The sequence below is a fragment of the Thermomicrobium roseum DSM 5159 genome (assembly GCF_000021685.1).
In the GTDB taxonomy this organism is placed as follows: Bacteria; Chloroflexota; Chloroflexia; order Thermomicrobiales; family Thermomicrobiaceae; genus Thermomicrobium; species Thermomicrobium roseum.
The window spans coordinates 1338266-1363426 of the sequence record NC_011959.1; the positions used below are offsets into that span (position 1 = coordinate 1338266).

At 63.9% G+C, this 25161-nt stretch carries 23 protein-coding genes; 10 read left to right on the forward strand and 13 right to left on the reverse strand.

What is annotated here, in order from left to right:
• The first annotated feature begins 89 nt into the window (after positions 1-89).
• Positions 90-1286, forward strand: a complete 1197-nt coding sequence (locus TRD_RS06325) for an MFS transporter (protein ID WP_015922295.1) — start codon at positions 90-92, stop codon at positions 1284-1286.
• A gap of 56 nt (positions 1287-1342) precedes the next feature.
• Here TRD_RS06325 and TRD_RS06330 read toward each other — a convergent pair whose 3' ends face one another.
• The 5 genes from TRD_RS06330 to TRD_RS06355 all read right to left on the reverse strand — a co-directional run bounded on the left by TRD_RS06330 (position 1343) and on the right by TRD_RS06355 (position 7384).
• Positions 1343-2248, reverse strand: coding sequence for a hypothetical protein (locus tag TRD_RS06330; RefSeq protein WP_015922296.1), 906 nt, complete (start codon positions 2246-2248; stop codon positions 1343-1345).
• A gap of 483 nt (positions 2249-2731) precedes the next feature.
• Positions 2732-3085, reverse strand: a complete 354-nt coding sequence (locus TRD_RS06335) for a cupin domain-containing protein (RefSeq protein ID WP_015922297.1) — start codon at positions 3083-3085, stop codon at positions 2732-2734.
• Between the two features lie 25 nt (positions 3086-3110).
• A complete protein-coding gene (metE, locus tag TRD_RS06340) occupies positions 3111-5402 on the reverse strand; it encodes a 5-methyltetrahydropteroyltriglutamate--homocysteine S-methyltransferase (protein ID WP_015922298.1) in 2292 nt (763 codons plus the stop codon).
• Between the two features lie 206 nt (positions 5403-5608).
• A complete protein-coding gene (locus tag TRD_RS06350; RefSeq protein WP_041436009.1) occupies positions 5609-6076 on the reverse strand; it encodes a hypothetical protein in 468 nt (155 codons plus the stop codon).
• A gap of 99 nt (positions 6077-6175) precedes the next feature.
• Positions 6176-7384, reverse strand: coding sequence for a DUF711 family protein (locus TRD_RS06355; RefSeq protein ID WP_169302288.1), 1209 nt, complete (start codon positions 7382-7384; stop codon positions 6176-6178).
• Positions 7385-7473: 89 nt separating this feature from the next.
• On the opposite strand from TRD_RS06355, the gene TRD_RS06360 reads away from it, so the two are divergent.
• Entirely contained in the window at positions 7474-8283 is an 810-nt protein-coding gene (locus TRD_RS06360; protein ID WP_015922302.1) for a serine hydrolase, read from the forward strand.
• A 1-nt stretch (position 8284) separates the two neighbouring features.
• Positions 8285-9010, forward strand: coding sequence for a PIG-L deacetylase family protein (locus TRD_RS06365; protein WP_015922303.1), 726 nt, complete (start codon positions 8285-8287; stop codon positions 9008-9010).
• 25 nt (positions 9011-9035) lie between these two features.
• On the opposite strand, the gene TRD_RS06370 is transcribed toward TRD_RS06365, so the two are convergent.
• The 5 genes from TRD_RS06370 to TRD_RS06390 all read right to left on the reverse strand — a co-directional run bounded on the left by TRD_RS06370 (position 9036) and on the right by TRD_RS06390 (position 13029).
• Positions 9036-10073, reverse strand: coding sequence for an LLM class flavin-dependent oxidoreductase (locus TRD_RS06370; RefSeq protein ID WP_015922304.1), 1038 nt, complete (start codon positions 10071-10073; stop codon positions 9036-9038).
• Between the two features lie 218 nt (positions 10074-10291).
• Positions 10292-10459 (reverse strand): hypothetical protein, encoded by a 168-nt coding sequence (locus TRD_RS14845; protein WP_169302289.1) that lies wholly within the window; start codon positions 10457-10459, stop codon positions 10292-10294.
• An 888-nt stretch (positions 10460-11347) separates the two neighbouring features.
• Entirely contained in the window at positions 11348-11944 is a 597-nt protein-coding gene (locus TRD_RS06380) for a DsbA family oxidoreductase (protein WP_015922307.1), read from the reverse strand.
• A gap of 53 nt (positions 11945-11997) precedes the next feature.
• Positions 11998-12387, reverse strand: a complete 390-nt coding sequence (locus TRD_RS06385) for a DoxX family protein (RefSeq protein WP_015922308.1) — start codon at positions 12385-12387, stop codon at positions 11998-12000.
• Between the two features lie 78 nt (positions 12388-12465).
• Positions 12466-13029 (reverse strand): YceI family protein, encoded by a 564-nt coding sequence (locus TRD_RS06390; protein WP_015922309.1) that lies wholly within the window; start codon positions 13027-13029, stop codon positions 12466-12468.
• Positions 13030-13238: 209 nt separating this feature from the next.
• Here TRD_RS06390 and TRD_RS06395 point away from each other — a divergent pair, with 209 nt between their 5' ends.
• Genes TRD_RS06395 through TRD_RS06405 form a run of 3 tightly spaced genes read left to right on the forward strand, consistent with a single transcriptional unit; the run spans position 13239 to position 15376 of the window.
• The gene (locus TRD_RS06395) at positions 13239-13616 is read left to right on the forward strand and encodes a winged helix-turn-helix transcriptional regulator (protein ID WP_015922311.1); all 378 of its coding nucleotides are present in this window, start codon (positions 13239-13241) and stop codon (positions 13614-13616) included.
• Between the two features lie 18 nt (positions 13617-13634).
• Entirely contained in the window at positions 13635-14567 is a 933-nt protein-coding gene (locus TRD_RS06400) for a cobalamin-binding protein (protein ID WP_015922312.1), read from the forward strand.
• Positions 14568-14581: 14 nt separating this feature from the next.
• The gene (locus TRD_RS06405) at positions 14582-15376 is read left to right on the forward strand and encodes an ECF transporter S component (RefSeq protein WP_015922313.1); all 795 of its coding nucleotides are present in this window, start codon (positions 14582-14584) and stop codon (positions 15374-15376) included.
• Here TRD_RS06405 and TRD_RS06410 read toward each other — a convergent pair.
• The 3 genes from TRD_RS06410 to TRD_RS06420 are packed head-to-tail and all read right to left on the reverse strand — an operon-like array spanning position 15373 to position 19654.
• A complete protein-coding gene (locus TRD_RS06410; protein WP_015922314.1) occupies positions 15373-16614 on the reverse strand; it encodes a CaiB/BaiF CoA transferase family protein in 1242 nt (413 codons plus the stop codon). The two genes, TRD_RS06405 and TRD_RS06410, sit on opposite strands and share 4 nt — an antisense overlap.
• Before the next feature lie 48 nt (positions 16615-16662).
• Positions 16663-17427, reverse strand: a complete 765-nt coding sequence (locus TRD_RS06415; protein WP_226980684.1) for a response regulator — start codon at positions 17425-17427, stop codon at positions 16663-16665.
• Between the two features lie 31 nt (positions 17428-17458).
• Positions 17459-19654 (reverse strand): GAF domain-containing protein, encoded by a 2196-nt coding sequence (locus TRD_RS06420; RefSeq protein ID WP_015922317.1) that lies wholly within the window; start codon positions 19652-19654, stop codon positions 17459-17461.
• Between the two features lie 157 nt (positions 19655-19811).
• On the opposite strand from TRD_RS06420, the gene TRD_RS06425 reads away from it, so the two are divergent.
• From TRD_RS06425 to TRD_RS06440, 4 genes are all read left to right on the forward strand, one after another.
• Positions 19812-20576, forward strand: a complete 765-nt coding sequence (locus TRD_RS06425; protein ID WP_015922318.1) for an MBL fold metallo-hydrolase — start codon at positions 19812-19814, stop codon at positions 20574-20576.
• Positions 20577-20592: 16 nt separating this feature from the next.
• Positions 20593-22080 (forward strand): hypothetical protein, encoded by a 1488-nt coding sequence (locus TRD_RS13650; protein ID WP_052294073.1) that lies wholly within the window; start codon positions 20593-20595, stop codon positions 22078-22080.
• A gap of 94 nt (positions 22081-22174) precedes the next feature.
• Entirely contained in the window at positions 22175-23548 is a 1374-nt protein-coding gene (locus TRD_RS06435; RefSeq protein WP_015922320.1) for a L,D-transpeptidase, read from the forward strand.
• Between the two features lie 201 nt (positions 23549-23749).
• A complete protein-coding gene (locus TRD_RS06440; RefSeq protein WP_015922321.1) occupies positions 23750-25153 on the forward strand; it encodes a cryptochrome/photolyase family protein in 1404 nt (467 codons plus the stop codon).
• Positions 25154-25161: the final 8 nt, after the last annotated feature.

Below are 25161 nucleotides of genomic sequence, written 5' to 3' on the forward strand. Positions count from 1 at the left end.
TGGCAAAACGCAGTGAGCGCGTGCGAACACTGCTCCGGCCTGTTCGCCAGCCTCCTCGCGTGCGATAGGATGAGGCACGGGAGGACAGGATGGAACGCGGGCAACGCTCGGAAGAGCGAGCACGACTGGCGACCTTCATGCTCGGTCACTTCAGCGTCGATTTCATGAGCGGGCTCCTGCCAGCCCTCTACCCACTGCTCGCGCGCGAACTCGGTCTCGATTACAGCCAGATCGGCACCCTCGCCCTGGCCTACACTGCGGCTGTCTCGCTGACGCAGCCGTTTTTCGGTTACCTGGCGGATCGCTGGGGTGTGCGGCGGCTCGCGCCGCTGAGTCTCCTGTGGTCCGGCATCTTCCTCGGCCTATACGGTCTCGTCCGTCGCCCGGAACTGCTCTACCCGTTCGCCTTCCTGGCCGGGTTCGGATCGGGCGCGTACCACCCGATCGGCGCATCGCGGGCCGCGGCGCTCGCCCGGGAGCACCAGCGGAACACGACGATGTCGATCTACACCGTGAGCGGCACCATCGGCTATGCACTCGGCCCCTTGGCCGGGGTGATCCTCTTCCGCGTCTTCGGGCTCATGGGCACGCTCGTCACCGTCCCGATCGGGCTCCTCGCCGCCGCCCTCGTTCGGTGGGGACTCGGCCATTTCGCCGAGTCGCTTGCACCGTCGGACCGCCGGAGCGGCGGCGAGACTCGTCAGGCGATCGCCTGGCGAGCGCTCCTGCCGATCCTCGCAGTGGTCATGTTGCGGAGCTGGGCCTTCATGACCGTCGCCACCTTCGCCCCAGTGTGGTATCGCGAACTCGGCTACGAAGTGCTCTACGGTGTCGTCGCGACCGTCATCGTGGCCAGTGGAGCCGCCGGGACACTCCTCGGCGGTTTCTTGGCGGACCGCCTCGGCTCCTGGCGCGTCCTATTGGGTTCGCTCGGGCTGGCGATCCCTGCCCTCCTCGCCTTTGCCGCGACGACGAGCCCGCTCGGCCTGCTCGCCGCGGCCAGCTTCGGTCTTTTGGCCGATGCCTCTATCTCCATCACGTTGGTCGCAGCGCAGCGCTTGCTGCCTGGTCGCGCCGGCGTCGCCTCCGGTTTCATCCTCGGGATGGGCTTCGTCACCGGCGGGATCGGCGCACCCGTGACCGGTTGGATCGCCGATCGGATCAGCTTGCAGGCAGCGCTCGGCCTGACCGCATTGGCACTGGTTGCCGCGCTCGCACTCTGCTGGTCGATCCCGGCCACAGCCCTGCGGCGACCGGCGCTCGCACCTGTAGGCAGCCGCTCCTGACTGCCCGAGCCGGGCCACTCCGGCGCGGGCAGTCAGCGTTGAGTCAGGTAGCGCTATCAGCGGTAGCGGTTGTAGGCGAACTCGATAAAGCGATCGTCGAGATTCAGCGCGGCGGCGACCAGCTGCGGGCCATTCCGCGGAATCAGGGCGCGGGCATCGGGCTGCTCGATCTGACCGAGCGAGACTTTGACCAGATACTCGCGGTACTCCTCGAAGTACGGCAAAAGATGCCGGAGGATGGCGTAACGGTCGACCGAGCGGATCACCTCGATCATGGTCTCGATCACGCTGATGACCGTCTCGTAGCCGACTTCTTCCTGCCTCCAGTCCAGCTCGAGGTTGGGCAGTGGACGCCCGAGTTCGCGGAGCAAAGACGGATCGGCGGTGATGACTTCTTCGAGAAGCGAGTCAACGCTGTAGACCGGATCAGCCAGCTTGGACAGCGCCTCCATCGCTCGCTTCGCCCAGAGCCAACACCCGCGGGTCTCCTCGACGGTGATCCCGAGCTTGTCGCCGACCATTGTGTCCCCACTCAGGGTGTACACGATTCCCAACGACTCGCGCACCCAGTCGCAACCAGCCGGCTCATTGTGCCCGAGCCAGATTGCGGCATCGCCGCCATCCGGTTCACCCGGATCGTCAGAAGCGAGATCGAGCCACTTTTCGACGCCGAGCTCGCGCGCCAGCTGATAACCGTACTCGCCAAGCGTGCCGAAGTGGTAGACGAACCGACACATCCCGAGATCAGGAGCCACCCGTCGCAGATACTCCCAGTCGTCGTCGGAGAGAGTCTCCAGCTTATCGAATCTGACGTAATGCCAGAACCAGCACGCCCAATAGCTGAGATCGCCGAGCTGAGCGTCGAAATAACCATTGTTGTCGTACCAGCCGCGGTATGCCTCCTTGTAGAGGCGTTCGTAATGCCAACGATCGAAGTGCTCATAGAAGCTGATGTCGTCCATCGCGCGTCCTCCTTGCGCTCGTCCGGACCGACCGTCATCGTCAGTCTCGTCTCGGCGCGAGAACACAGGTGTTCCCGTCCCGGGCAGTTCGCTCGCGGATCATGTCAGGCCAGCCTCCGTCGTCGAGCCGCGCTCGCAGCGGCCCGGTCGACTCCGGGGCGTCCGCTCGCCCTCTGCAGCGTCCCGACGCTCGGTCATCGAGGCCGGGTACCCCGCTGGACCGCGCCGGAGACACCGACATCCGCCGTACCCGAGCGCACACCGGTGCCCCAGGCGCGAGTGTCCAGCGCAGTCGAAGGCCCGCCGTTGCGACGCGAGTCCCCGGAGTGCACCGCCAGCCGGACGCAGCGATGCTCTGCGCCGCGAGAAAGCGGAGTGACTCGTGACATCCCCAGGGTCTCGCGCCCGCGATCGGGTCCGCTCGCCTGCGAGCCTGCCACCTACCACCAAGAGTCAGCCAACCGATCGGCTGCTCCTCGCTCCTCAGGCGCACTCGTCGGACGCAGCGAGCCGCTCCAGATAGTCCTCCCGAACCGGATGAAAGATATCGTAAAAGACGACCGCTTCGAGCGCCTCTGCCTCGTGTTCCATACCCGAAGGAATATGGATCGCCTCGAACGGCCCGAGCACCCGCTCCTCGTCACCGATGCGGAAGCGCAGCCGGCCACTGATGACGAGACACATCTGTTCGTGCGGATGAGCATGCGCCGGCGTCTTCGCCCCGGCTGGTGCCTCCACGCGGACGAGCATGAGCTGATCGCCGGCGAACGGCCGCAAGGTGAATGGGCCGAACGGCATGACGGGAAGCGAACGCGTATCGACCGCCTGGCCCATCATCGCCCCCGTGAGCAGTTCCTCAGCTTCACTGGCCCTGCGCTGTGAAGCGCGCGCGGAGTCGGCGCGCGGCTTCGACCATGTTGCTGAGCGATGGCCAAACCTCCTCCGGACGCCGGGTCTTGAGTCCGCAGTCCGGATTGACCCACAGCTGCTCCGGTCGCAGGAATGCGAGCGCACGCTCCAGCAGCTCGAGCATCTCCTCGACGCTCGGGATCCGCGCGGAGTGGACGTCGTAGACGCCCGGACCAATCTGCCGCGGGTAGCGGTACTCCTGGAACGCCTGCAGGAGCTCTCCCCGACTCCGACTGTTCTCGATCGAGATGACGTCCGCGTCGAGCGCGTCGATCGCCTCGATGATGTCGTTGAACTCGCTGTAGCACATGTGCGAGTGGATTTGCGTGTCGTCACGAACGCCCGAACTCGCCAGGCGGAAGGCGCGCACGGCCCACTCGAGGTACTCCGGCCAGTCTGCTCGACGCAAGGGAAGCCCCTCACGGAGCGCCGGCTCGTCGATCTGGATCATGCTGATCCCGGCAGCCTCCAGGTCACGAACCTCGTCGCGCAGCGCCAGCGCGATCTGGTACGCGACCTCGCGTCGCGGGATATCTTCCCGGACGAACGACCAGTTCAGGATCGTCACCGGACCGGTCAGCATGCCTTTGACCGGTTTCTCGGTCAGCGACTGCGCACACCGACTCACTTCAACTGTCATCGGTCGTGGTCGCGCCACATCACCGAAGATGATCGGCGGTCTGACCACGCGGCTCCCGTACGACTGCACCCAGCCATGTTCGGTCAGGACGAATCCTTCCAGTTGCTCGGCGAAGTACTCCACCATGTCGGCACGCTCGTACTCGCCGTGCACCAGGACATCCAGCCCGATCTCCTCCTGACGCCGGATGACCTCGGCGATCCGCTCGCGGATGAACCCCCAATAGTCCTCATCCGAGAGCTTGCCGGCACGCCAGCGTGCACGGGCCTGGCGGACGTCCGGCGTTTGCGGAAAGCTGCCGATCGTCGTCGTCGGAAAGAGGGGAAGGTGGAAGCGCGCCCGCTGGAGCGGTTCGCGCATCTCGTACGGCGACTGGCGCCGGAAGTCGTCCTCGGTGAGCGCAGCCAGCCGCTCGCGCACGTCGCGCCGGTAGACCCGAACCTCGTCCAGCGCCAGGCGAAACGCCTCCGCGTTCTGCTCGAGCTCTTCCAGAATGGCTGCACGTCCCTCGTTGAGTGCACGCGTCAAGATCACCAACTCTTCCAGTCGTTGCTCAGCGAACGCCAGCAATGCGCGCACTGCAGCCGGGAGCTTGGTTTCCAGTCGCACGTCGTGCGGGAGATGCAAGAGCGTGCAGGACGGCTGGACCCAGATACGCTCCGGCTCCACATGCTCGGCGATCTCTTCCAGCTTCTCGAGAGCTTCCACAAGATTCGTTCGCCAGATGTTGCGCCCATTCACGACTCCCGCACCGATCACCTTCCCCTGGGGGAAGCCGTGCCGGTTGAGCAAAGCTCGGTTACCGTCGTCCCGCACGAAGTCCAGACCGATCCCTTCGATCGGCAGACTCATGACGACGTCCCAACTCGCATCGTCGAGACTGCCATAGTAGGTCTGCAGCATCAGCTTCGGACGAGCGCTCGCTTCGCCGAGCACGCGATAGGCTGCCCGGAGCAGCTGCAACTCTTCGTCGCTGCGATCCTGCACGAGAACCGGCTCGTCCATCTGGACCCACTCGGCACCAGCCCGTGCGAGCCGCTCCAAGACCTCCTGGTAGATCGGGAGCAATTGCTCCAGGTGCTCGCGCAACGGCCGCTGGTGATACTTGCCGAGGAGCAAAAGCGAAATCGGGCCCAGCAGAACCGGCTTGGCCGGTCGTCCCAAGAGCGACGTCGCCTCGGCGAACTCGAGGAAGGGCTTGGCGCTGGCCAGACGCGGACCAGGCGCATCGAATTCCGGTACGAGATAGTGGTAGTTGGTATCGAACCACTTCGTCAACTCGAGCGCTGGAACACCCGGTGCCCCCCGCGCCATGGCGAAGTAGGTCGGCAGACTGACTTCTGGCTCGGCCGAGCCGAACCGGGACGGCACGAGCCCGACCAGACAGATCGTATCCAGGACATGGTCGTAGAGGCTGAAATCGTTACAGGGAATCTGATCGATCCCGGCCTGGAACTGCACACGCCACGCCGCTTCGCGGACTGCTCGAGCCGTCTCCTGCAAGGCCGCTGCATCAGCCTCACCGGCCCAGTAACGCTCGAGGGCCCGCTTCAGTTCACGCTGCTTGCCGATTCGGGGATAGCCGAGGACCGAGCTCTGGGCCATGCGCTCCCTCTCTCCTCTGTTCGGTTCACTCAGGCTTGCGATCGCTCATCACGACTCGCTCGGCGACGATAACACGCGATGAGCGCATCGTCAAAGGGCAGACGAGCGCTCGCTGGATCGCGAGCCGGCCGAAACAGGCGTTGCGGACGCGAAACGGGGAGGCACGCTGGTGCGCACCTCCCCGCCTTTCTCGAGCGCCGATCTCTTCAGGACTCAGCACCGTCGGCGCTGGCCCCCTCACTGACCAGTCGCCGGATCATGCGTGCGACCTCCGGCCTCATGAAGTAGATCCGCCGGCCTGGAGCATCGTCGCCACCCGTCCGAAACTCGACCGGCTCCTCTTTGTGTGGGAAACGCCGCATCGCGTGGCCAACCGAACTGAGTCGCCCACCGATAACGCGGGCTGGTACCCCCAGCGCCCGCTCGAGATCCACCATCGGGTACCCCTCAGGGCGCTTGGCGATCTCCGCCAGGATCTGCCGCGCACCGTCCTGCAGGCGGCTCCAGAACTGCCGGAACTCTTCGAACGTCCACGGTTCACGCTCACCGAGTGGTCGCACACCCTCACTGACCTCGAACTCTCCTGTCGTCAGTCCAGCGAGTCGTTGCAGAACTTCCTGAATCGCCCCAATCTCTTGCGAGTCTCCCTCGATCGTGATGACGATTCGCGCCATCGCTTCCTCCCGAAGCACCGATTCACACTATCAACACAGGAATCATACTCTCACTCTGCATTGCGCGCAAGCCCTCCTATCCACCCTTTTTCTTCCGAATCACTCTCCCTGAGTGTTCTGTTCATCGATCAGAGCGAACCAGCTGCTCGGAATCGTCCCGACCACCGGAAGAATACGCGCCGGCGCGAAATACGGAAAATCGAACTCGACTGGTTCTCCAGCTCTCTTTCCTGGCACAGGCATGAGGCGAGCCGTGAGTGGTTTCCCCAAACGGGTGGCGAGCGTCGCGGTATCGAGAACGATGGCGGCGAGCTGCTCGACTGTCGTCTCGCCAGGCAAGGGAACGACATCGAGCCCGACGCCGCAGACCGCTGCCGCAGCGAGCAAAAGCGGTAACGAAACCGATTCATAGCCCGCTCGCAACCCGAGCACCGCGTCTTCCAGAACAGGCAACATCACGCCACAGAACCCGGTGCGCGGTACCGGAATGTCGCGCAGAACGCGCGTCAGCGACGCGATTACCGTCAGCGTTCCCACTCCCCCGAAGGGTTGGACACCGAGCCGCTCGATCGCGCCAGCGATACTGCGCGTGATCTCCGGGTGCGGTGCCAGGGAGACGTCGATGCCGAGAAAGCGCGCCCCCACCTCCCCCGCCAATCGTTCCGCAACGGCAGCGAGTTGGCGCGCCCGGGCCGTCAAGCGCTCACGCAACCGACGCTCAGCTTCAGCCAATGACTGCGCGCCGGCGAAGGCCTCGCCTACCTCGTCCGCCGCCTCCCATGCGACCGAAAACGCGAGCGGTCCACCGTCATGGTACGCTGCCGGAAAGAACGGGATACCCGGTGGGCAGAGTGTCAGTGCCGCGAAACGTAAATTGCCCAGACCTGCCGGTGTTCGGCGGGAGAGTGCCGCGATGATCTCGGCAGCCCAGCGGACTGCTGGCAACGAGAGCGTCCCCTTTTCGTCGGTCACTGCGAGTGCCGCGAAAAGGCGTTCCTCAGCCACCAATGCCTCGAGCAGACTCGGGCACCAGGCGAGTTCCCGAGGACGGACCGGCCCCATCGAGACATAGTCGAAACCCCACGCCTCCGCCAGCCGACACAGTGCGCTCGCCAGCGCTTCCGTCTCCCCCGGAGCGACGATCGTCGGAAACGGCTGCGTGGCCAGCCGTACCGATTGCAGCTCGAGACCGCTCTCAGCACAGCCGGCACGCACCCGCTCGACGACACGACCGAGCTCTTCTCCACCCACGATCCGCCCACCGTTCCAGGTGCTCGTCCACCCCACGGTTACCGCTCTGACACGCACGGCTCGCCTCCCACGAGATATCGCTCGTCCTTCACCGGCGTATACTGCCATGAGTGCCGAGGATGGGGAGCAGCGGGGTAGGCCCGACGATGCAGCGAACGATCGAGCAACTCATCGGACAGGTACCTGCCCGCGTCATGCTCCTCTTTCGCGACCTCGACGAGGATCTCGAAATCGCGTACGACGCCGACCGTCCCGTCGTGGCCGCGAGCACGATCAAGCTCCTGGTGTTGGCCAGACTCTATCGCGCCTTCGCGCGCGAGCAGCTCGATCCGCGAGCCCGCGTGCGGATCGCCTCCGATCAGGTCGTGCCCGGCAGCGGGGTCCTGCGCTGGTTGGCCGAGCCGCCCCCGATGACGCTCCGCGACCTGGCTGTTTTGATGACGATCGTGAGCGACAACGTCGCAGCGAATGCGCTCATCGACGTGCTCGGCTTCGCGGCGATGGAGGAACTCGTTGTCGAACTCGGCCTCACCGGCACCGCACTGCGACGCCCGTTCTGGGGACGGGCAGCCTACCCCGGCGAGCCGGAAAATCTGGTGACCGCCCGCGATCTCGCCACGCTCCTCGCTGCTCTGGAACTCGGTCACATCGTCCCAGAAGGACATTGGTTGGACGATCTCCGCATGCTGCTCCGCGCACAGCAATTTCGGGACATCATTCCGGCGCGCCTGCCGGAAGCGGTCATCGTCGGCAACAAGACCGGTACGCTCCTCGGCTCCGTGCACGATGCTGCCCTGCTTTGGGCCCCGTTCGGACGGGCTGTTCTCGTGCTGCTCACCAGCGGGGTGACCGATTTCGAAGCGACCCGACGCGCGCTCGCTGATCTGGCCAAAGAGGTCGTCGATCACTGGCAACAGGCTAGGCAACGAGGCAATTCGACGAGAGGAGGACGCTGAGATGTCCGATCTCCAGCTGCGCCATGTCGGGACACCGCCAGCAGCGCAGCGCGTCCTGGTGATCGGTGCCCACCCCGATGATCCGGAATTCTTCTGTGCCGGGGCGATCGCCCGCTGGATCGCTGCCGGGACGATCGTCCACTATGTCGTCGTGACATCGGGCGACAAGGGAATACCAGAGGACTGGACTGATCCTCGTCCCTTCGTCACCGTTCGCGAGAACGAACAGCTCGCTGCCGCTGAAGAACTTGGTGTGCAAGGTGTGACGTTCTTGCGTCTCCCTGATGGTGAAGTGTTCGATACGCTCGACCTGCGTGCTCAACTCACTGGAGAAATTCGGCGTTTTCGTCCCGACATCGTCTTGACACACGATCCGCTGACGCGACTCTACCGCCAGCATCCTGATCACCGCGCGGTGGGAGCAGCGGCCCTGGCAGCGGCTTTCCCAGCGAGCCGCTTGGCCACCTTCTTCCCTGAGCAACGGGAAGCTGGGCTTGAGCCCCATACCGTTCGAGTCGCCCTGCTCTTCGGCACCGACCGGCCCGATACCTTCATCGACATTGCACCCGTTTTCGAACGGAAGCTCGCTGCGCTCCGCCGTCATACCAGTCAAGCCAGCGCATTCCCGGGAGGGTTGGAGACCCGGGTACGGATGCGCGCCCGCGAGGCAGGCGCACCAGCGGGGTTGGAACTCGCCGAAGCATTCCTGTGGGTCGACCTCGAGTGAGCACGCTGCAACGGTGCGCCGCAACTCACGGGGACCCGACCCGATCCCGCACGCGCGGGATCACCTCCTCGACGAAGTGGCGAGCCTGGGCCAGATAATCGCCGGCTACCGGCCAAAAGACGAACGTGTCCATACCGAGTTCAGCGAAACGCGCGATGGCGTCTGCCCAGGCATCAGCTGGCCCACCGAGCAGTCCGGGCCGGTTCACGCGATAGGAACGGCCTCCGGGAACGTCGAGCACCCCGAGCAGGTTATAGAGCCGACGGATGGTGGCAGGGTCGCGACCAACTCGTTCGGCACCTTCGTTCACCCACTGGTTCACCTGCGGTAACTTTTCCGGGAGAACATAGGGTGTCGAGACAGTGATGCCATCGGCCAGCTCACCGGCGAGTCGGAGCGCTCGCGGTTTGATCGCACCGACCCAGAGCGGGATCGGGCGAGTCGGGGCGGGCCCGAACACGAGATGATCGACGCGAAAAATAGGGCCCTCGTAGGTGACCGGCTCGCCGCTCTTTGCCCTCTCCCACAGGAGTCGGCAGAGTCGCAACGCATCCTCGATCGCTGCGAGCGCCTCACCCGGCGACCAACGGGGTCCTCCCATCGCGGCGATGCCGTCCCAAATTCCACCGGATCCTAATCCCAACTCGACCCGCCCTCCGGTCAAGCGGTCGAGGGTCGCTGCTGCTTTTGCCAGCATCGGCGCTGGACGGAGAGCGAGTGTGGCCACATTCATCAGAACATGGACGCGCTGGGTCCGAAGCGCAACGGCTGTCAGGACTGTCCACGTCTCAGCGAAGCGTGGGTTGTAGGCGTGATCTTGCATCGCCACCAGGGCGATGCCAGCGGTATCTGCGAGTTGGGCCAGTGCTTCGATTTCCCATGGACGATCGATGACTGGGTCGATGTTCAGTCCGAAGGCCAAGCTCGTTCGCTCACGCACCGTCGGTACCTTCCATTCCCCATGCACACCGCTTCCCCGTATCCACCCGACCAGTCGTGGGATGACGGCCAACTCGCGCCGGAACGCGTTTACCGGATCGTCGCGTCGCTCGAGCACTGTCATGCAGTCGGCTGCAGGCTTCGGATCGGACTGGAGAACGCGCTCGGAGCGAACGTTGGAGATACAGGCAGCGCATAGTCTCTCCAGTCGCGGCGCGCTGAGGTTTCACACTCGATACGACTCGTCCAGCGCCGCAGGACAGACCCACAGACTGCCGAACCCGTCCAACCAGCAGTGGGCGAAAGCGATCGCCGCGGGATCGACCCGCTCGACCGCCTCACTCATCGTTCGCAGTTCGACCAGCACCGTGAGCGGATCAGCGCCAGCACTACCGCGAAGTTCTCGTTCCCTGCGCGCGTCAGCCTGAGCAGGAAGCCGTTGCGGATCTTCGCCGTCTGCTGGCCGAGCTCGAGGGCATCGTACGGCTGGACGAGCACAGCGTACGGCATACAGGCAACCGCTCGGTCGAGCGACCGATTGATCCTGGCTGACATCGAGAGAACCGGACTCGCTCGATCGACCTGGGGACTGGTGCGTACGACGAATGCTCGTCCGAGAAGGGGGTAGTCCACGTTGCTTCGACATGAGCCAGAATACGCTCGTGCGGTCGTCCGACGCCGCTGCACAGCAATTCACCCGGTTCTCGACGCGTGCCCCCTCCAGCGACCGGGTTCGTGGCACCTCGTAAAGGTTCGGCAAGGAGAGGACTGGAGGCAGCCAGTCACCCGTCCTTGCCGCGCAACTGTCGCATCCGCGGCCAGCGTTCACCAATCTGGGTCTCGATTTCCTGGACTGGGGTCGGTTCACGGCTCACCCCTCTGATATCCTCCGATCGTCGCGAGTCCAGTCGCGCGCGAGTCCGACAGCCAGCCGGAGAGAACGAAAGCTTCGCTCAGCACCATGACTGCCTCTCAGAGGTGAAGGCGTGAACCGCCCCTGGTCTCGAGAGCATCCCACGCAGTGACCGCCTCCCAACCCCCTAACTCGAGACGCTGGTGCGTCACGCGGTCGAGACTGGCCGCCGCTCGGGTCAGGACTTCTGGCTGAGCCGAGGGAAAATTGGCTCCAGCATGTGCCAGGTATCCCGTTTCGTTATGTGCAGCGAGCTCAGTAAGCAATGTGCGGGATGTCATGAACACCGAGTCCGGTAGGGTGATCCTGAACGGTCACTAGGTCGAGATTAACCTGCTCTGCGACCTGCGCCGACTCGAGCGCGCGATGGTCCCGTCGTCACGACCTATCCGACCTCGCACTGCCTCCAGACACAGCCACGCCGGAGCACGCTGACCGAAAAGAGAGCGAGTGAGCACAGCGGAAACATCGAGCTACACCAACTTTCACTGAGGCACGCGACCCAGCTGTTCCATCACCGCGTGCAACCAAGCCTCGTACTGCGCTTCGCTGCGCGCGCCGCTCGAGACATACTCGCCAGCGGCGACCAGCGTCGGCACCGCCCAGACACGGAGTTCCCGCGCACGGGACAAATCTGCCCGCACAGCGTCGAGGACAGTCTGACTCCGGTACGCCTCTTCCCACGCCTGGACATTCAAGCCGACGTCAGCTGCGCACTCGCGCAGGACGATCTCGTCGGCAATATTGCGGCATTCGATCAAATGCGCCTGCTGAATCCGATCGAACAGATCCCAATGCGCAGCTTGGCCACCCAGCACTTCGGCTGCCTTGCAGGCACGGAGACCAGGTAACGAGTACGGATAATCGAACGGTCGTGTCGCCATCAGATCGGGTCGGAAGCGGTGCTCGTCATCGTATCGGTTGGCCATTCGCCAGTGCTCGAGGATTTCGGCTTTGCCTCGCTCCTTCGAGCCGAAGAGGGCGACGATCGCCTCTGGTGTCGGTGCCAACGCAAAGCACCGGTGCACGAACTGGACCTCAGGATGACGCGCCGCTACTCGCCGCAACCGTGGCGACGCCACGGCACACCATGCTCAGAGAACGTCGTGAAAGAACTCGACGACGATGGTCACGGTCAGCTCCCCAAGCTGAGCGGCCACGGCGTCGGCACCCCGAGGAGAGCGAGCGCTGCGCCAGCCAGCGCGAGATTCTTCAAGAAGTGTGCCATCTGATTGGCCCGCATCATGGGATCGCTCTCCGCCCAGAAGTTGTGCATCCAAAAGGCAACCGGCACGAGAAAGATGATGAGAAGGAGATTACCGATGACCGGCTGGTACCCGGTCGCGACGCTCGCACCACCGAGAAGCAGCATGATCCCGGTGATGATGACCGCGGCCTGCGGGGCTGGAACTCCTTTGGATGCAGCATAGCCACTCATCGCTCGCCACATCGCAAAGTGATTGACGCCGTTGATCACGAAGAAGAGCCCGAAAATCACTCGACCAGCCAAAAAGGCCCACTCCATATTCTCCCCCTCTCGGTCGCCCATCGAGCTGCAGCGAAAGCGAAGCGGGGGCTTCTCGTTGCCCCCGCCCCTGCTGTCTCACACCGCATCCTTGCGCACCAACTCGACCTCGATGAACACGTCGACTGTGTCACCGACCAGCCAGCCACCGGCTTCCAGAGCCACGTTCCAGCTGGCTCCAAAATCATGCCGGTTGATCTTCGTCCGCGCCTCGAACCCGGCGCGTACACCACCCCACGGATCCTTGGCGACACCGTGGAATTCCGCATCGAGGGCGACTTCCTTGGTCACCCCGCGAATCGTGAGATCACCGACGACTCGGTAACGGTTTCCTCCGAGTGGCTCGATGCGCTTGCTCACGAAGGTGATCGTCGGATAGTGCTCGACGTCGAGGAAATCCGCTGAGCGAAGATGCGCGTCCCGTCGTTCCTCGCGCGTATCGATACTCGCTGCATCGATCGTCACCTCGACCTTGCCACTCTCTGGATGCGCTGGATCGAACTCGACCCATCCCGAGAACGACTTGAACTGTCCACGCACGGTCGTCACCATGAGGTGCCGAACCGCGAACGTGATTTGGCTGTGAGCCGGATCGATCTCCCAACGGGCCAAACCTGTAAGTTCCGGCGCGACCGTCGTCACCCTCAGTCCTCCTTTCTCCATTCCTTAACTACGCAATCCGTAGCAACTACGACTATCATAGTGCTCGCGTGGCGGGCTGTCAAGAGTGAGACCGTGACATCGCTGGGCTGCACTGCTCAGTCGCTGGTCTCCTGGCCGATGCTGCTCTCGCAGGATGGCACCACACGTCCCCAGAGAGCAGCGCAGTACAATGAGAACAGCGAGGTTGGATGATGCGACGCGAGAGCTCCCACGAAGCCACCTGTCCGATCGCACGCGCAGCCCGACTGCTCGGTGACCACTGGGTACTCCTCATACTCCGCGAACTCGGTCGAGGGAACCGTCGTTTCCAGGAACTTCTGCTCGCAACCGGAATCAGCCCTGCGGTACTCTCTCAACGCTTGCGGTACCTGGAAGCCGAAGGGCTCGTCTCCCGCCACGCGTATGCCGAAGTTCCACCACGCGTCGAGTATGCGCTCACCGAAAAGGGGCGGGCCGCTCTTCCGCTCATCGATCAACTGCGCGAATATGGCGAACGCTGGCTGAATCCGGAACCTCCCGAGACCGACGACCTCGACTTCGTCGAGTCAGCTTCAGCCGAAGCGTGAGACGACGAGGGAATTCCAGTGCGCATCGTCTCGCTGTTACCGAGTCTCACCGAGATCTGCTGGGCACTGGGGCTCGCCGACGAACTCGTCGGTGTGACTCACGAATGCGACTATCCGCCCCTGGTGCGCTGCAAACCGCGTGTCACTCGCAGCCTGCTGCCGCCGAACCTCAGCCACGCGGAGATCGATGCAGCGGTCCGCGAGCGCACAGCCGCACGGTTGCCGCTCTATGCGCTCGATACGGAACTCCTGGCCACCCTGCAGCCGGATCTCATCTTGACCCAAGCGCTCTGCCCGGTCTGTGCTATCTCGATCGATGACGTTTGCCAGCTCGCGGCTACTCTTCCCGGTCCACCGCGCGTGCTCTCGGTCGAACCAACAACGCTCGAGGAAATCCTGATCTCGGTCGAACTCGTCGCTCGCGAGACGGGGCGCGAGCGAACGGCACGAGCCATCGTTTCGGCACTGCGCCAGCGGCTCGCCTGGATCTCGGCGCGACTCGCTGGTCGCACAGAAGAGCCGCGAGTTGTCTGCCTGGAATGGCTCGAGCCCCCGATCGTCGCGGGTCACTGGGTTCCGGAAATGGTCGCGGCAGCGGGCGGCCGAGACGTACTGGGTATCGCCGGACAACCCTCGTACACCGTAACCTGGGATCAGGTTGCAGCCGCCGAGCCGGATATCCTGGTCGCCATGCCTTGTGGGTACACCCTTTCCGAGACGGTCGATTTGGCTCACCAACTCCTCGGCCACCCGATCATCCAGTCGATCCCGGCTGTCCAGCGAGGTGCGCTCTGGGCCGTGGATGCCTCAGCCTACTTCAGTCGCCCCGGTCCACGCGTCGTGCGCGGCGTCGAAATTCTCGCCGCCATCTTGCATCCGGAACGCTGCAGCAGCGACGTGCAGCGCCTCGCCGTTCCCGTGCGTACCGGTACACCGCTGGCTCCAGCATGACGATGCTTCGCCGAGTGACGAGCACGGTAAGCCTGCTGTTCGCCAGTATCGGCGGGCTGCTCGCGTTTTTCTATCCGTTTCTGCTCGCGGCAGCCGGCTACGATCCTGGTCCGACACGAGGCATCGAGGTACCGCTGCTCTTTGCCGCGCTCGCCTTCGTCTCGCTCATCGTGCTCGTGACCGGGTTCGCTGATGACGAGGGGATCTTGGCGGATCCAGCCAGGACGATCGCTGTGCTGGCAGTACTGGTCGCTGTCGATAGCCTGCTTCGGTTCGTCCCGAGCCTGATCGGAGCCAGTCCGATCTTTCTCCTGATCGTGCTCAGCGGTTATGTCTTCGGTGCGCGGTTCGGCTTTCTCATGGGTACCCTCACCTTGCTCGTCTCGGCAGCACTGACAGGCGGCATCGGCCCCTGGCTTCCCTTTCAGATGTTGGCAGCCGGATGGATGGGACTCACTGCCAGCTGGCTCCCGCGCTGGCGAGGGTGGCCACGCCGCCTCGCTCTCGTCGCTTTCGGCGTCCTGTGGGGGTTCGCGTTCGGAGCGCTCATGAACCTGTGGTTCTGGCCGTTCGCGGCACCCGGCGTCGCGGAGAGCGGCGGCATCTACTGGACACCGGGCATGACGCTGAGCGAGACGATCGCTGCCTACACGCGCTTCTACTTCGCGACCTCGCTCCTCTTCGATGGAACGCGCGCGTTGGGCAATGCCGCATTGCTTCTCTTGCTCGGCGAACCGCTCGTCATGGTACTGGAACGCTGGAAAGTTCGCTCGACCTGGCACCCCTGGTACGAGCTCCCGACTGGCTAGACGGCTCCCTGCTGGCGCATCGCCGTGATCTCATCCGACGTGTAACCGAGTTCGCCGAGCACTTCCTCGGTATGCTCACCCAGGAGCGGGGGGTAACGCCGTATACGAGCCGGCGTCTGGGAAAAACGCCAGGGGAAACCGGTCTGATCCACCATACCCAATGTGGGGTGTGGGATGCGCTGGTGCAATTCGAGGTGCTGCACTTGCGGATCAGCGAAGACTTCCGGAACCGTGTAGATCGGCCCGCACGGCACTTGGGCAGCATCGAGCCGATGCACGATCTCGGCGGTCGTGAGCGTGCTCGTCACCGACTCGATCCGCTCGACCAGCTCCGGCAAGTTGGTGATCCGGCCAGCATTGGTCGCGAATCGCTCGTCCTCGAGCAAATCGTCCAACCCGAGCGCCCGGCACATGCGCGTGAAGATCGCATCGTTCCCTGCCGCGATATTGACATGTCCATCAGCACTGCGGAACGTCTGGTAGGGCGCGACGATCGGATGCGCATTCCCCGTCCGCTTGGGTGCTTCCCCCGTCGCGAAGTAGATCCCCGCTTGATAGGTGAGGAGCGCGACTTGGCCACCCAGCATGGAGGTATCGATGTACTGCCCTTCACCAGTCTGCGCACGGTGATAGAGTGCAGCGACGATCGCGAGAGCCGCGAACATACCGGCACCGATATCGGCGATCGGGACACCGAAGCGCACTGGCTCCCCCTCCGGAAACCCGGTGACGCTCATGAGGCCGGACATCCCTTGCACGATGAGGTCGTACGCCGTCCGGTCCTTGCCCGGTCCGGTCTGGCCGAAGCCTGAGATCGAGCAGTAGATGATCTGCGGGCGCCGTCCCCGTACCGCCTGATAGCCGATACCCAGTCGGTCGACTGTCCCCGGGCTGAAGTTCTCGACGACGACGTCAGCGCGATCGACCAGTCGCCAGAACACTTCTTGGCCAGCGGGGTGCTTGAGATCCAGGGTGATGCTCCGCTTGTTCCGATTCACCGAAAGGTAGTAGGCGCTCACGCCATCGATGAACGGCGGTCCCCAGGCTCGCGTATCGTCGCCGGTTCCAGGACGCTCGATCTTGATGACGTCTGCACCGAGGTCACCGAGGAGCATCGTGCAGTAGGGGCCAGCCATCACGCGCGTGAGATCGACGACGCGCACACCGCTGAGGGGCAGTCGCTCCATGATCCGTTCGCCTCCCACCCATCCAAAGACAACGACGAACGCCACCGACACCGGTGGCGCACCTCATACTGTGCCACAAATCAGCTCGCAGCGCCACGCTCAGCGACGCGGCACGTCAGTCGGCCGGGGAACCAAGCCGTGCGAGATGGCGTAGATCACCGCTTGCGTGCGATCCCGCACTCCCAGCTTTTGGAACAGGGCAGAAAGGTTGTTTTTGACTGTGCTCTCGGCCAAATTGAGCGCATCCGCGATCTGGCGATTGTTGTAACCCTGTGCCAACAGCCGCAGCATCGTCAGCTCACGATCCGAGAGGTCCTGCCCTCGAGTCGGCGCCTTCGTCAGAAGTCGTTGGTATTCGCGCATCAGGATCGGGGCGAGATCCGGGTCGATCGTGGCACCACCCTCGGCGGCGACATGAATCGCCCGGAGCAACTCCTCCGGTTTGCTGTTCTTGACGAGATAACTGCGCGCTCCGGCACGAATCGCGTGGAGGACATACTCCTCGTCATCGTACATCGTCAGCATGAGGACATGAACATGTCGGTATTGTTGGACGATCGCCTCCGTCGCACGGATGCCATCCATCCCCGGCATGTTGATGTCCATGAGCACCACATCCGGCTGGAGCTCGGCGACCATTTTCAGCGCGTCCTGACCATTGGCTGCTTCACCGACGACCTCGATCGCAGGATCGGTCTCGATCAGCTGGCGCAGCCCTTCGCGAAAGAGGTCATGGTCATCGACGATCAGCACCCGAATCCGCCGTCCGTTCCCCATCTCGCGCTCCCGCTCCGCCTGCCCATCACTGGTCCGGCTCTGCTCGCTTCTTGCTCCATTCAACTCCAAGTCTCGCTCAGTTGTCATCACCGGAACGTCCTGATCTTCCCGATGGTGCTCACAACGCCCGCCTGAGCGGCACCGTGCACGCGATGGCTGTCCCACCGTCCGGCAGTCCCGCCACGTGCAGCGTGCCGCCGAGCAATCGAATCCACTCGCTGGCCAGTGCAGCACCGGGTAACTCCTCCCAGGCAGCGCGCCCAGCCCAATGAGCATCGTCAGCGACGACGAGCACGATCGTGCCATCCGTCCGCTGTCGGAGCCGGATCACCAGCTTGCGCACACCGAGCGGCAGCCGTGTCCGCTCCACCAAAAGCCGAACCAGTCCGAAGAGCGATTCCTCGACGTGCCGGTCAGGACGCTGCCACAACTCCCCCAAGAAGTCCACGTCCAGGGCATGCGCGCGCTGCAATTGTGCGGCATAGTCCCGCAGGGCAGCCGCGAGCCCGAGATGCTCCAGCGAAGCGGGGCGCTGGCGAAAAATGGCATCCCGCAGTGCTGCGATGTGGCTAGCTAGGATATCGCGCACCTGTTCCAGTTCGAGGAGCGTCTGCTCCACCGGCTGCTGGTCGACACGCCGCGTCGTCAACTCGATCCGGTACAGCGACGAGGCGAGTCCTTGCAGGACCGTCGTATGGATGGCATCGACGAGCGTCCGCCATTCCTCCGCATGCTGGACCAACGCGTCGCCCAAGGCGCGTTGACGACGCATCTCCGCGAGATCACGATCCAGACGAGTAACGAGGCCATCCGCCCGCGCCTCCAAGAGGGAAACCAGGTCGGTGACGAGCCGTTCCGCTTCCGCTGTGGCCTGTTCCTCATGCGTCACGATGACCAGGCTACCACGCACTGTCCCCAGCGGGGCAGTCACGACCCAGGCCTGCTCCAGTTCGAGCGGTACCACCGCTTGCCACGTCGCCCAACGATCTGGGCCGAACACGGCTACCGGGCGCTGGGACAGAGCCAGTTGGGCCGGGGAGCGTTCCCGATCCGTCTCGACGAGCACGCGCGGTTCCTCCTGGACAACCCAGAACCAGACGAAACGCTCGTCCCCCTCCAAAAGAACACCTGCCGCGACGACCCCGGAGACGCTCTGCGCACGGCGCCAGAGCGCCTCAGCGATGACGGTCGGTCCACTGGTACGCAACAAAGCATCGAGGAGAAGCTCGCGACGCTCGATACTGGCCCGGTCAGCGATCGCTCGCTCCTCCCGCTCGACGAATCCGACGAGCGTAAGCAAGCGAGGGGCGAGTTCAGGGACGAGAACCTGGACACGCTCTTCGCCCCCTTCATCGCGATCTCGCCAAGCCAGAACGAGAACGCCGCGTGCAGCGGTACCGATGACCGGCAGTGGAAAGGCGAGAGTCTCGGCCATGACGACAGGGAAAATCAGTTCGCTGCCGGAGCCGGCCCGCCACCGCTGTGGCCGGCCTTGCTCCAACACATTCCGCACGAGCATGAGGACGCGGGAGGAAGTCAACGCGGTCGGATCGGGCATCAGTTCAGGGGCGGTCGACGTCGTGAGAAGTTCGACGCGTTCCTCAGGCAGCCAGCGGAGGAACAGAACTGCGCTCGCTCGAACGCGCCAGCGCAGCGCCTCCACAATCCGCGCCAGTACCTCGCGCGCGCTCCCTGGTAACGCCAGCGCCTGGTGGACCAGCTCCGCTGCCTGGTCGGAAGGCAGCGGCTCGCCCACCGTCGCGACTCTCCCCACCAACAAGCCGACAAGCTCAGCCAGGACGACGGCCCGTGAGCGATCCTCGGCCGAAAACGGCTCTGGCCTGGTGCGTGCCACGTCGAGCCGCCCCACCGTCGTTCCCCCGGCATGAAGCGGTGCGACCAGAACGTGCTGCACACCAGACCGCCGCAAGGCCACCCTCTCCTCTGCGGTCAAGAAACTCTCTGCAAGCGGACCATCCAGCGGACCGACAGCCAGCATCCCAGGAGCGAGCCGGTCGAATCCGGTCGGTATCGGCCGCGGGGAAGAAGGCGCTTCCTGACCATCGCCCGCCTGTGCCTGCAGTACCAGCTCGCTCCGCGCCGTCATGCGCCAGATCCGGACGATCTGCGCTGACAGTACCTGGCAGCTAATCCTCGCCACCTCGGTCCAGTCCAGCTGCTCGGGGCCAGCACGCACTCCCAGATCGAGCAACCACTCGACCCAAAACGGGACCGCGCTACCCCCGACGCCTGGTCCTTCCGAGTGGCTGCGCGCTTGTCCGCGGCTCAGCCAACGCAAGCGATGCTCAGTCATGCCGGGCCCTTCGCGTGCAGTTCATCCACTGCACTCACCGAAACGATCGACAGTGTCCCAACGCCGAGCGAGTATCATCGGTACCGATCTGCCCGGGAGGCTGGTCCTCAGGCGGCCGTAGCCCCAGTATCGGAGCGACGAGAGCGGTAGAACGAGCGTGCTCGGGCTGACATTTCTCGGAACAGGAACCTCCAACGGAATACCCGTCATCGGATGCCGTTGCCGGACCTGCACCTCGGTCGATCCACGCGATCGACGAACGCGTTCGTCGGCCGTGCTGCACCTCGGGGAACACAACGTGCTGATCGATACTGCTCCGGAGCTTCGTCTCCAGGCGATCGCAACCGGCCTGAGTCATATCGAGGCTGTGCTCTTCACACATGCACACGCTGACCATATCGCCGGGTTCGATGATCTGCGCCAGTTCAACTACCTGGCACAAGCACCGCTACCCATCTACGCGGATCCGGAAACAGCTCGCGAACTGCGCGTTCGCTACAGCTACGCGTTCAGCGAGCCCTTGCCGTTCTACGGTGGGAAACCAGATCTTCGCTTGCACGAGTTCGATGGTCCTTTCCATCTCTTCGGGTACGAGATCGTCCCCATCCCAGTCGACCACGGTCGGTGGACGGTGTACGGGTTCCGTTGCGGCCCGATCGCCTACGTGACCGATGCGAAAACCGTCCCTGCTCGCTCCATCGAGTTGCTGCGTGGCGTCAACGTTCTGGTTCTCAACGCCCTCCGCGACCGACCCCACCCGACGCACTTGAGCCTGGCAGAAGCTCTGACCATTATCGAGCAAGTTTGCCCGGAACGGGCATACCTGACCCACGTCAGTCATGAGGTGATGCATGCCGACTGGAGCGCAAAGCTTCCACCCGGTGTGCAACTGGCGTACGATGGGCTCCAGATTTGGGTATGAGGAGGAAGTGAGTCCAGTGTCACGCTGGTCCACGATCGTCTCGATCATCTGCGTCCTGACTGCCCTCCTGTGGCTGCCGAGTCACCGGCTGGTTCGCGCTGAACCAGGTTTTGCGGATCCAGTCTTCGCGGCTCGCTGGGAACGCGTGGACCGCCCGGTTGCGGCCGGACTGACCCAGCGCTCCTGGGTCTGGGGACCTGCTCCCCTCACCGGCCCCTTGCGCGAACGGTACCAGGAGGCGCCCGAGCGCGCTCGTCTCGTCCAGTACTTCGACAAGGGTCGCATGGAGCTGACACATCCCGATGGTGATCCGACATCACCGTGGTACGTGACGAGTGGGCTGCTGACGCGTGAGCTCGTCAGTGGGTCGATCCAGGTCGGTGACCAGCTCTTCCTGGACGCGGGGAGTGGAGCGCATGTGGCGATCGCCGGGGATCCGGACAACCCGTTTCCCACCTATGCGGATCTGGCCAGCGTGATCGATCGTTCGCAACCCGATCGAACTGGGGAACACGCGACCGCCTCACTCACTCCTCAGGGATGGCAGGAGTATCAGACAGCAGCGAGCGACCGGGGGGCAGAGTTCGTCCACTACGTCACGTACAGCGGACCGGTCGGCGAGCCGGTCGGGTACAACGTCCCACGCGCTTTTTGGGAATTCATGACGCAAGGTGGGCTCGTGTGGCAAGATGGTGGCCTGGTTGCAGAACGCCCCCTTTTCGATTGGCTGTTCGTCCTCGGTTATCCCATCGCCGACCCCTTCTGGGTCCAGGTACGGCTGCGCGGCGAACCGACCTGGGTTCTCGTCCAGCCGTTCGAGCGACGCATCCTCACGTATACGCCGAGCAATCCACCAGGTTGGCAAGTCGAGATGGGGAACATCGGTTCGCACTACCTCCAGTGGCGGTACGGTGCGACTCCACCCGTTGCAGTCGCGTCAAGCGCCGGGTACTTCGGCATGCTCCCAGGTACGCGGTCCGTCTTCGCAACCAGTAGTCGCAGCGACGAAACGTGGCAGGTGACCGGCCCGAATACCAGCTTCGTCGCGGGAGCGCAACTCGTCGCTCGCGAGGAACTGCGCGGCTCGAGTCGCTGGATCACCTACTGGAGAGTGACCGAGACAGGGATCGCGCTGACCGGCTGGGAGCGATTCACGCGAGCGGGAACATTCATCGAAATGGTTCTCTTTTGGCCAGCCTTGCACGTCATCGGTGCGGGTGACCTGGTGGAGGGGACCGTGCGCGAAACCACTGCCCTCTATCTCTCGACGCGTGTCAGCGCCCATCCGATTACCCTGCGTGTCCAGGTCGATGAGCAAACACTGGTCGGCACGCCCTATGGGGTGGTTCCAGCCTGGCGACTTTCGCTCCAGACGAGCGATCCCCCGACCTTGGTCCCTGTCTACCTCGTGAGCACGGTGTGGTTCAGCCCCAACTTGGGCATCGTTCAGTGGACCAGCGATCGTTATGCAGCGCAGCTTCGCGAGTTCTCTGCACCCTCCTGAACACATGGAACCGCAGGGGACGAGCGCACGTTAGACTGTATGAGGAGGCCCGGGTTCGCCGGGAGCTGACTCCAGGGTAGGGAAGGGGTCATCGATGCCTCGTCGCCTGGCGTGGTTCATCGGGATGGTGCTCGTCTGCTCGCTCGTTTCGCCCATCCTCTTGCCGGTTCGTCATGCACACGCCATTGGATGGCAAGGTCTCATCCTTTATTTTCCGCAGACGGGTCACCATCTCAGTGGAGAGTTCCTCTGGGCGTGGATCAGCAACGGCGGAGTCATGACGTTCGGTTACCCGATCACCGAGCCGTTCACCCAGGATGGCATGGTGGTCCAGTACTTCGAGCGGGCGCGCTTCGAGTACCATCCGCAAAACAGCGGGACGCGCTACGCGGTGCTCGCTACGCTCCTCGGCAGCTGGCTCACCGAAACGCGACGCAACGAGCCAGCCTTCCGCCCGATCGTCGCCGACAATCCGGCAGCCCTGAACAGCGACCCGGAGCGCCGCTATTTCCCGGAAACCGGTCATACCTTGGCCTACGGTTTCAAGGCCTACTGGGAAGCGAACGGGGGACTGTACACGTTCGGCTACCCGATCTCCGAGGAGTTCACCGAACGGAATCCCGATACCGGCGAGTTCTACACGGTTCAGTACTTCGAACGGGCCCGGTTCGAATACCATCCCGAAAACAAAGGAACACCCTTCGAGGTGTTGCTCGGACGCCTCGGGGCACAGTACGCGCAAGCCCGTGGAGTCGATACTCGGCCTGTCCCGATGCGCCCCGATGCGATCGAGGTCCCAGCACAGCTTCTCGACTACCGCTGGTCGCGGGCCGTCGCGACCGATGACGGCGCGATCTTCGGACGGGTGACCGCCCCTACCCTGGCGATCCGCAATGCCCCATCGAACAGCGCTCCGGCCGTCGCGTGGACTTATGCCCGGCATCCGGTTCCCATCCGTGGACTCACGCTCGGTGACCCGGTCGAAGGGAATCCGATTTGGTACGAGCTAGGAGACGGTCGCTACGTGGCAGCCGCCTGGGTCGAGCCGCTCGTACCGGATATTCCGCCGCGCCGTTTCGGTGGCCGGTGGGTCGACGTCAGTCTCCGGTCCTTCTACGCTGTGGCGTACGACGGCGATCGTCCCGTCTATGTGGCGATCATCACTGCCGGAAGAGACGGCAAGACACCGGTCGGCGTCTTCCAGATCTTCTATCGCGTCCGCAACGAGACGATGGACGCAGCGACTGTCGGGATCCCGCCGGGTTCGCCCGGTTACTATTACCTGACGAACGTCCAGTTTACCCAGTACTTCAAGTCAGGTGGCTACGCGCTCCACGGCAACTATTGGACACCGCCCGCACAATTCGGAGGATTCACCTCCAATGGTTGCGTCGGTCTGATGAACAGCGATGCCGAGTGGTTCTGGAATTTCTTGCATATTGGTTCGACCGTGAGTATCCATTACTGAGGCGCTTCCGCCGATTCCGAACGGAAGCGCTGCTGAAAGCAATCGAATGCGCATCGATTCCGCGCGGCGACATCGTGCGGGACAAGCGGGTGCTCGATCCATCATCCCCCGCCCGGGGCACCGAAGCCATTTTGCACGAACGACGAACCGACCGCGCCGCTGATCACCCGCTCACCCACCAGAAAGGTAGGGCACACAGCTGTGACAACCGTCGTTTGGTGGGTCCGACGCGACCTCCGTCTCCACGACAACCAGGCACTGGCCGCCGCGCTCACCCGTGCCCGCGAACTCGTGCCGCTCTTCGTTCTCGATCCTGCCTTGCTCGCTGGGCCGACCAGCAGTCAACGTCGCAACGCGTTCCTCTTCGCAGCGCTCCGCTCGCTGGACGCAGCGCTCCGCCGCCGCGGCAGTCGCTTGATCGTCCGCGCCGGCCGTCCCGAACAGGTTCTCCCCACCGTCGTTCGTGAAAGCGGGGCCACGCTCGTCATGGCCGAAGCGGATGGCTCACCCTACGCTCGGCGACGCGACGAGGCAGTCGCACGGTCTGTTCCCCTCCAGCTCGTCGAGGGTTCGACCCTGCGACCACTCGGCTCGATCCGCGCGCCCACCGGTGAGCCGTATCGTGTCTACTCGCAATTCCGCCGCGCCTGGTTTCGTTTACCGATCCCAAGCCCGCAGGACATCTTGCCCGCACCTCCGCGACTGCCGCCGGTTCCGCGCTTGGCCAGCGAGCCGATCCCTGAGTCACCTCTTGCCGTGCCGGAGCGGTTCGCTCCGAGCGAAGATGCAGCGCGACAGCGCTTACAGCATTTCCTCGCTCAGGGGCTGGCCTCCTATCACCTGCGGCGGAACGCCTTGGATGGGAGCGGATCCTCGCAGCTGTCGCCGTATTTCCGCTTCGGTCTCTTGAGCGTGCGTGAGGCCTGGTGTGCAGCAGCCCGGTACCTGGATGAACCGGATGCGGCGGCTGGAGCCCGAGCCTGGCTCGACGAACTCCTGTGGCGGGAGTTCTATCAGCACCTTTTAGCCGCCTGGCCAGAGAGCGCGCGCATGAGCATGCAGCCCGAATTCCGCGACGTCGCTTGGCCCGGGAGCAACGATGCCTTGGCGAGATGGCAGGAGGGACGGACCGGCTTTCCGGTCGTCGATGCTGCAATGCGCCAGCTCGTCAGCGAGGGGTGGATGAGCAACCGCGCGCGGATGATCGTCGCCAGCTTTCTCTCCAAGCTTCTGCTCGTCGACTGGCGAGAAGGCGAACGCTTCTTCCGCCGCGAACTCGTCGATGGTGATCTGGCAGCCAACGTCGGCGGCTGGCAGTGGTCGGCCGGGACGGGAACCGATGCCGCACCGTATTTTCGGATCTTCAACCCAGTGTTGCAGGGTGAGCAACACGACCCGAATGGCAGCTGGGTTCGCACGTGGCTTCCCGAACTGGCCAATGTGCCGCGGGAGTACCTTTTCGCACCCTGGCGCATGCCTATCGAAGTCCAGCTGCGCGCAGGTTGCCGGATCGGCCACGACTACCCAGCACCGATCGTCGAGTACGAGTCCGCTCGTGCCCGCGCGCTCGAGTGGTTCCGCTCGGTCCGGCAGGCGCAATCTTGAGGAGCGCT

Coding starts and splice junctions, on each gene's coding strand:
- TRD_RS06325 (WP_015922295.1), top strand. CDS start 90: ATGGAACGCGGGCAACGCTCGGAAGAGCGAGCACGACTGGCGACCTTC.
- TRD_RS06330 (WP_015922296.1), bottom strand. CDS start 2,248: ATGGACGACATCAGCTTCTATGAGCACTTCGATCGTTGGCATTACGAA.
- TRD_RS06335 (WP_015922297.1), bottom strand. CDS start 3,085: ATGATGGGCCAGGCGGTCGATACGCGTTCGCTTCCCGTCATGCCGTTC.
- metE (WP_015922298.1), bottom strand. CDS start 5,402: ATGGCCCAGAGCTCGGTCCTCGGCTATCCCCGAATCGGCAAGCAGCGT.
- TRD_RS06350 (WP_041436009.1), bottom strand. CDS start 6,076: ATGGCGCGAATCGTCATCACGATCGAGGGAGACTCGCAAGAGATTGGG.
- TRD_RS06360 (WP_015922302.1), top strand. CDS start 7,474: ATGCAGCGAACGATCGAGCAACTCATCGGACAGGTACCTGCCCGCGTC.
- TRD_RS06365 (WP_015922303.1), top strand. CDS start 8,285: ATGTCCGATCTCCAGCTGCGCCATGTCGGGACACCGCCAGCAGCGCAG.
- TRD_RS06370 (WP_015922304.1), bottom strand. CDS start 10,073: ATGACAGTGCTCGAGCGACGCGACGATCCGGTAAACGCGTTCCGGCGC.
- TRD_RS14845 (WP_169302289.1), bottom strand. CDS start 10,459: ATGCCGTACGCTGTGCTCGTCCAGCCGTACGATGCCCTCGAGCTCGGC.
- TRD_RS06385 (WP_015922308.1), bottom strand. CDS start 12,387: ATGGAGTGGGCCTTTTTGGCTGGTCGAGTGATTTTCGGGCTCTTCTTC.
- TRD_RS06395 (WP_015922311.1), top strand. CDS start 13,239: ATGATGCGACGCGAGAGCTCCCACGAAGCCACCTGTCCGATCGCACGC.
- TRD_RS06415 (WP_226980684.1), bottom strand. CDS start 17,427: ATGACAACTGAGCGAGACTTGGAGTTGAATGGAGCAAGAAGCGAGCAG.
- TRD_RS06420 (WP_015922317.1), bottom strand. CDS start 19,654: ATGACTGAGCATCGCTTGCGTTGGCTGAGCCGCGGACAAGCGCGCAGC.
- TRD_RS06435 (WP_015922320.1), top strand. CDS start 22,175: ATGCCTCGTCGCCTGGCGTGGTTCATCGGGATGGTGCTCGTCTGCTCG.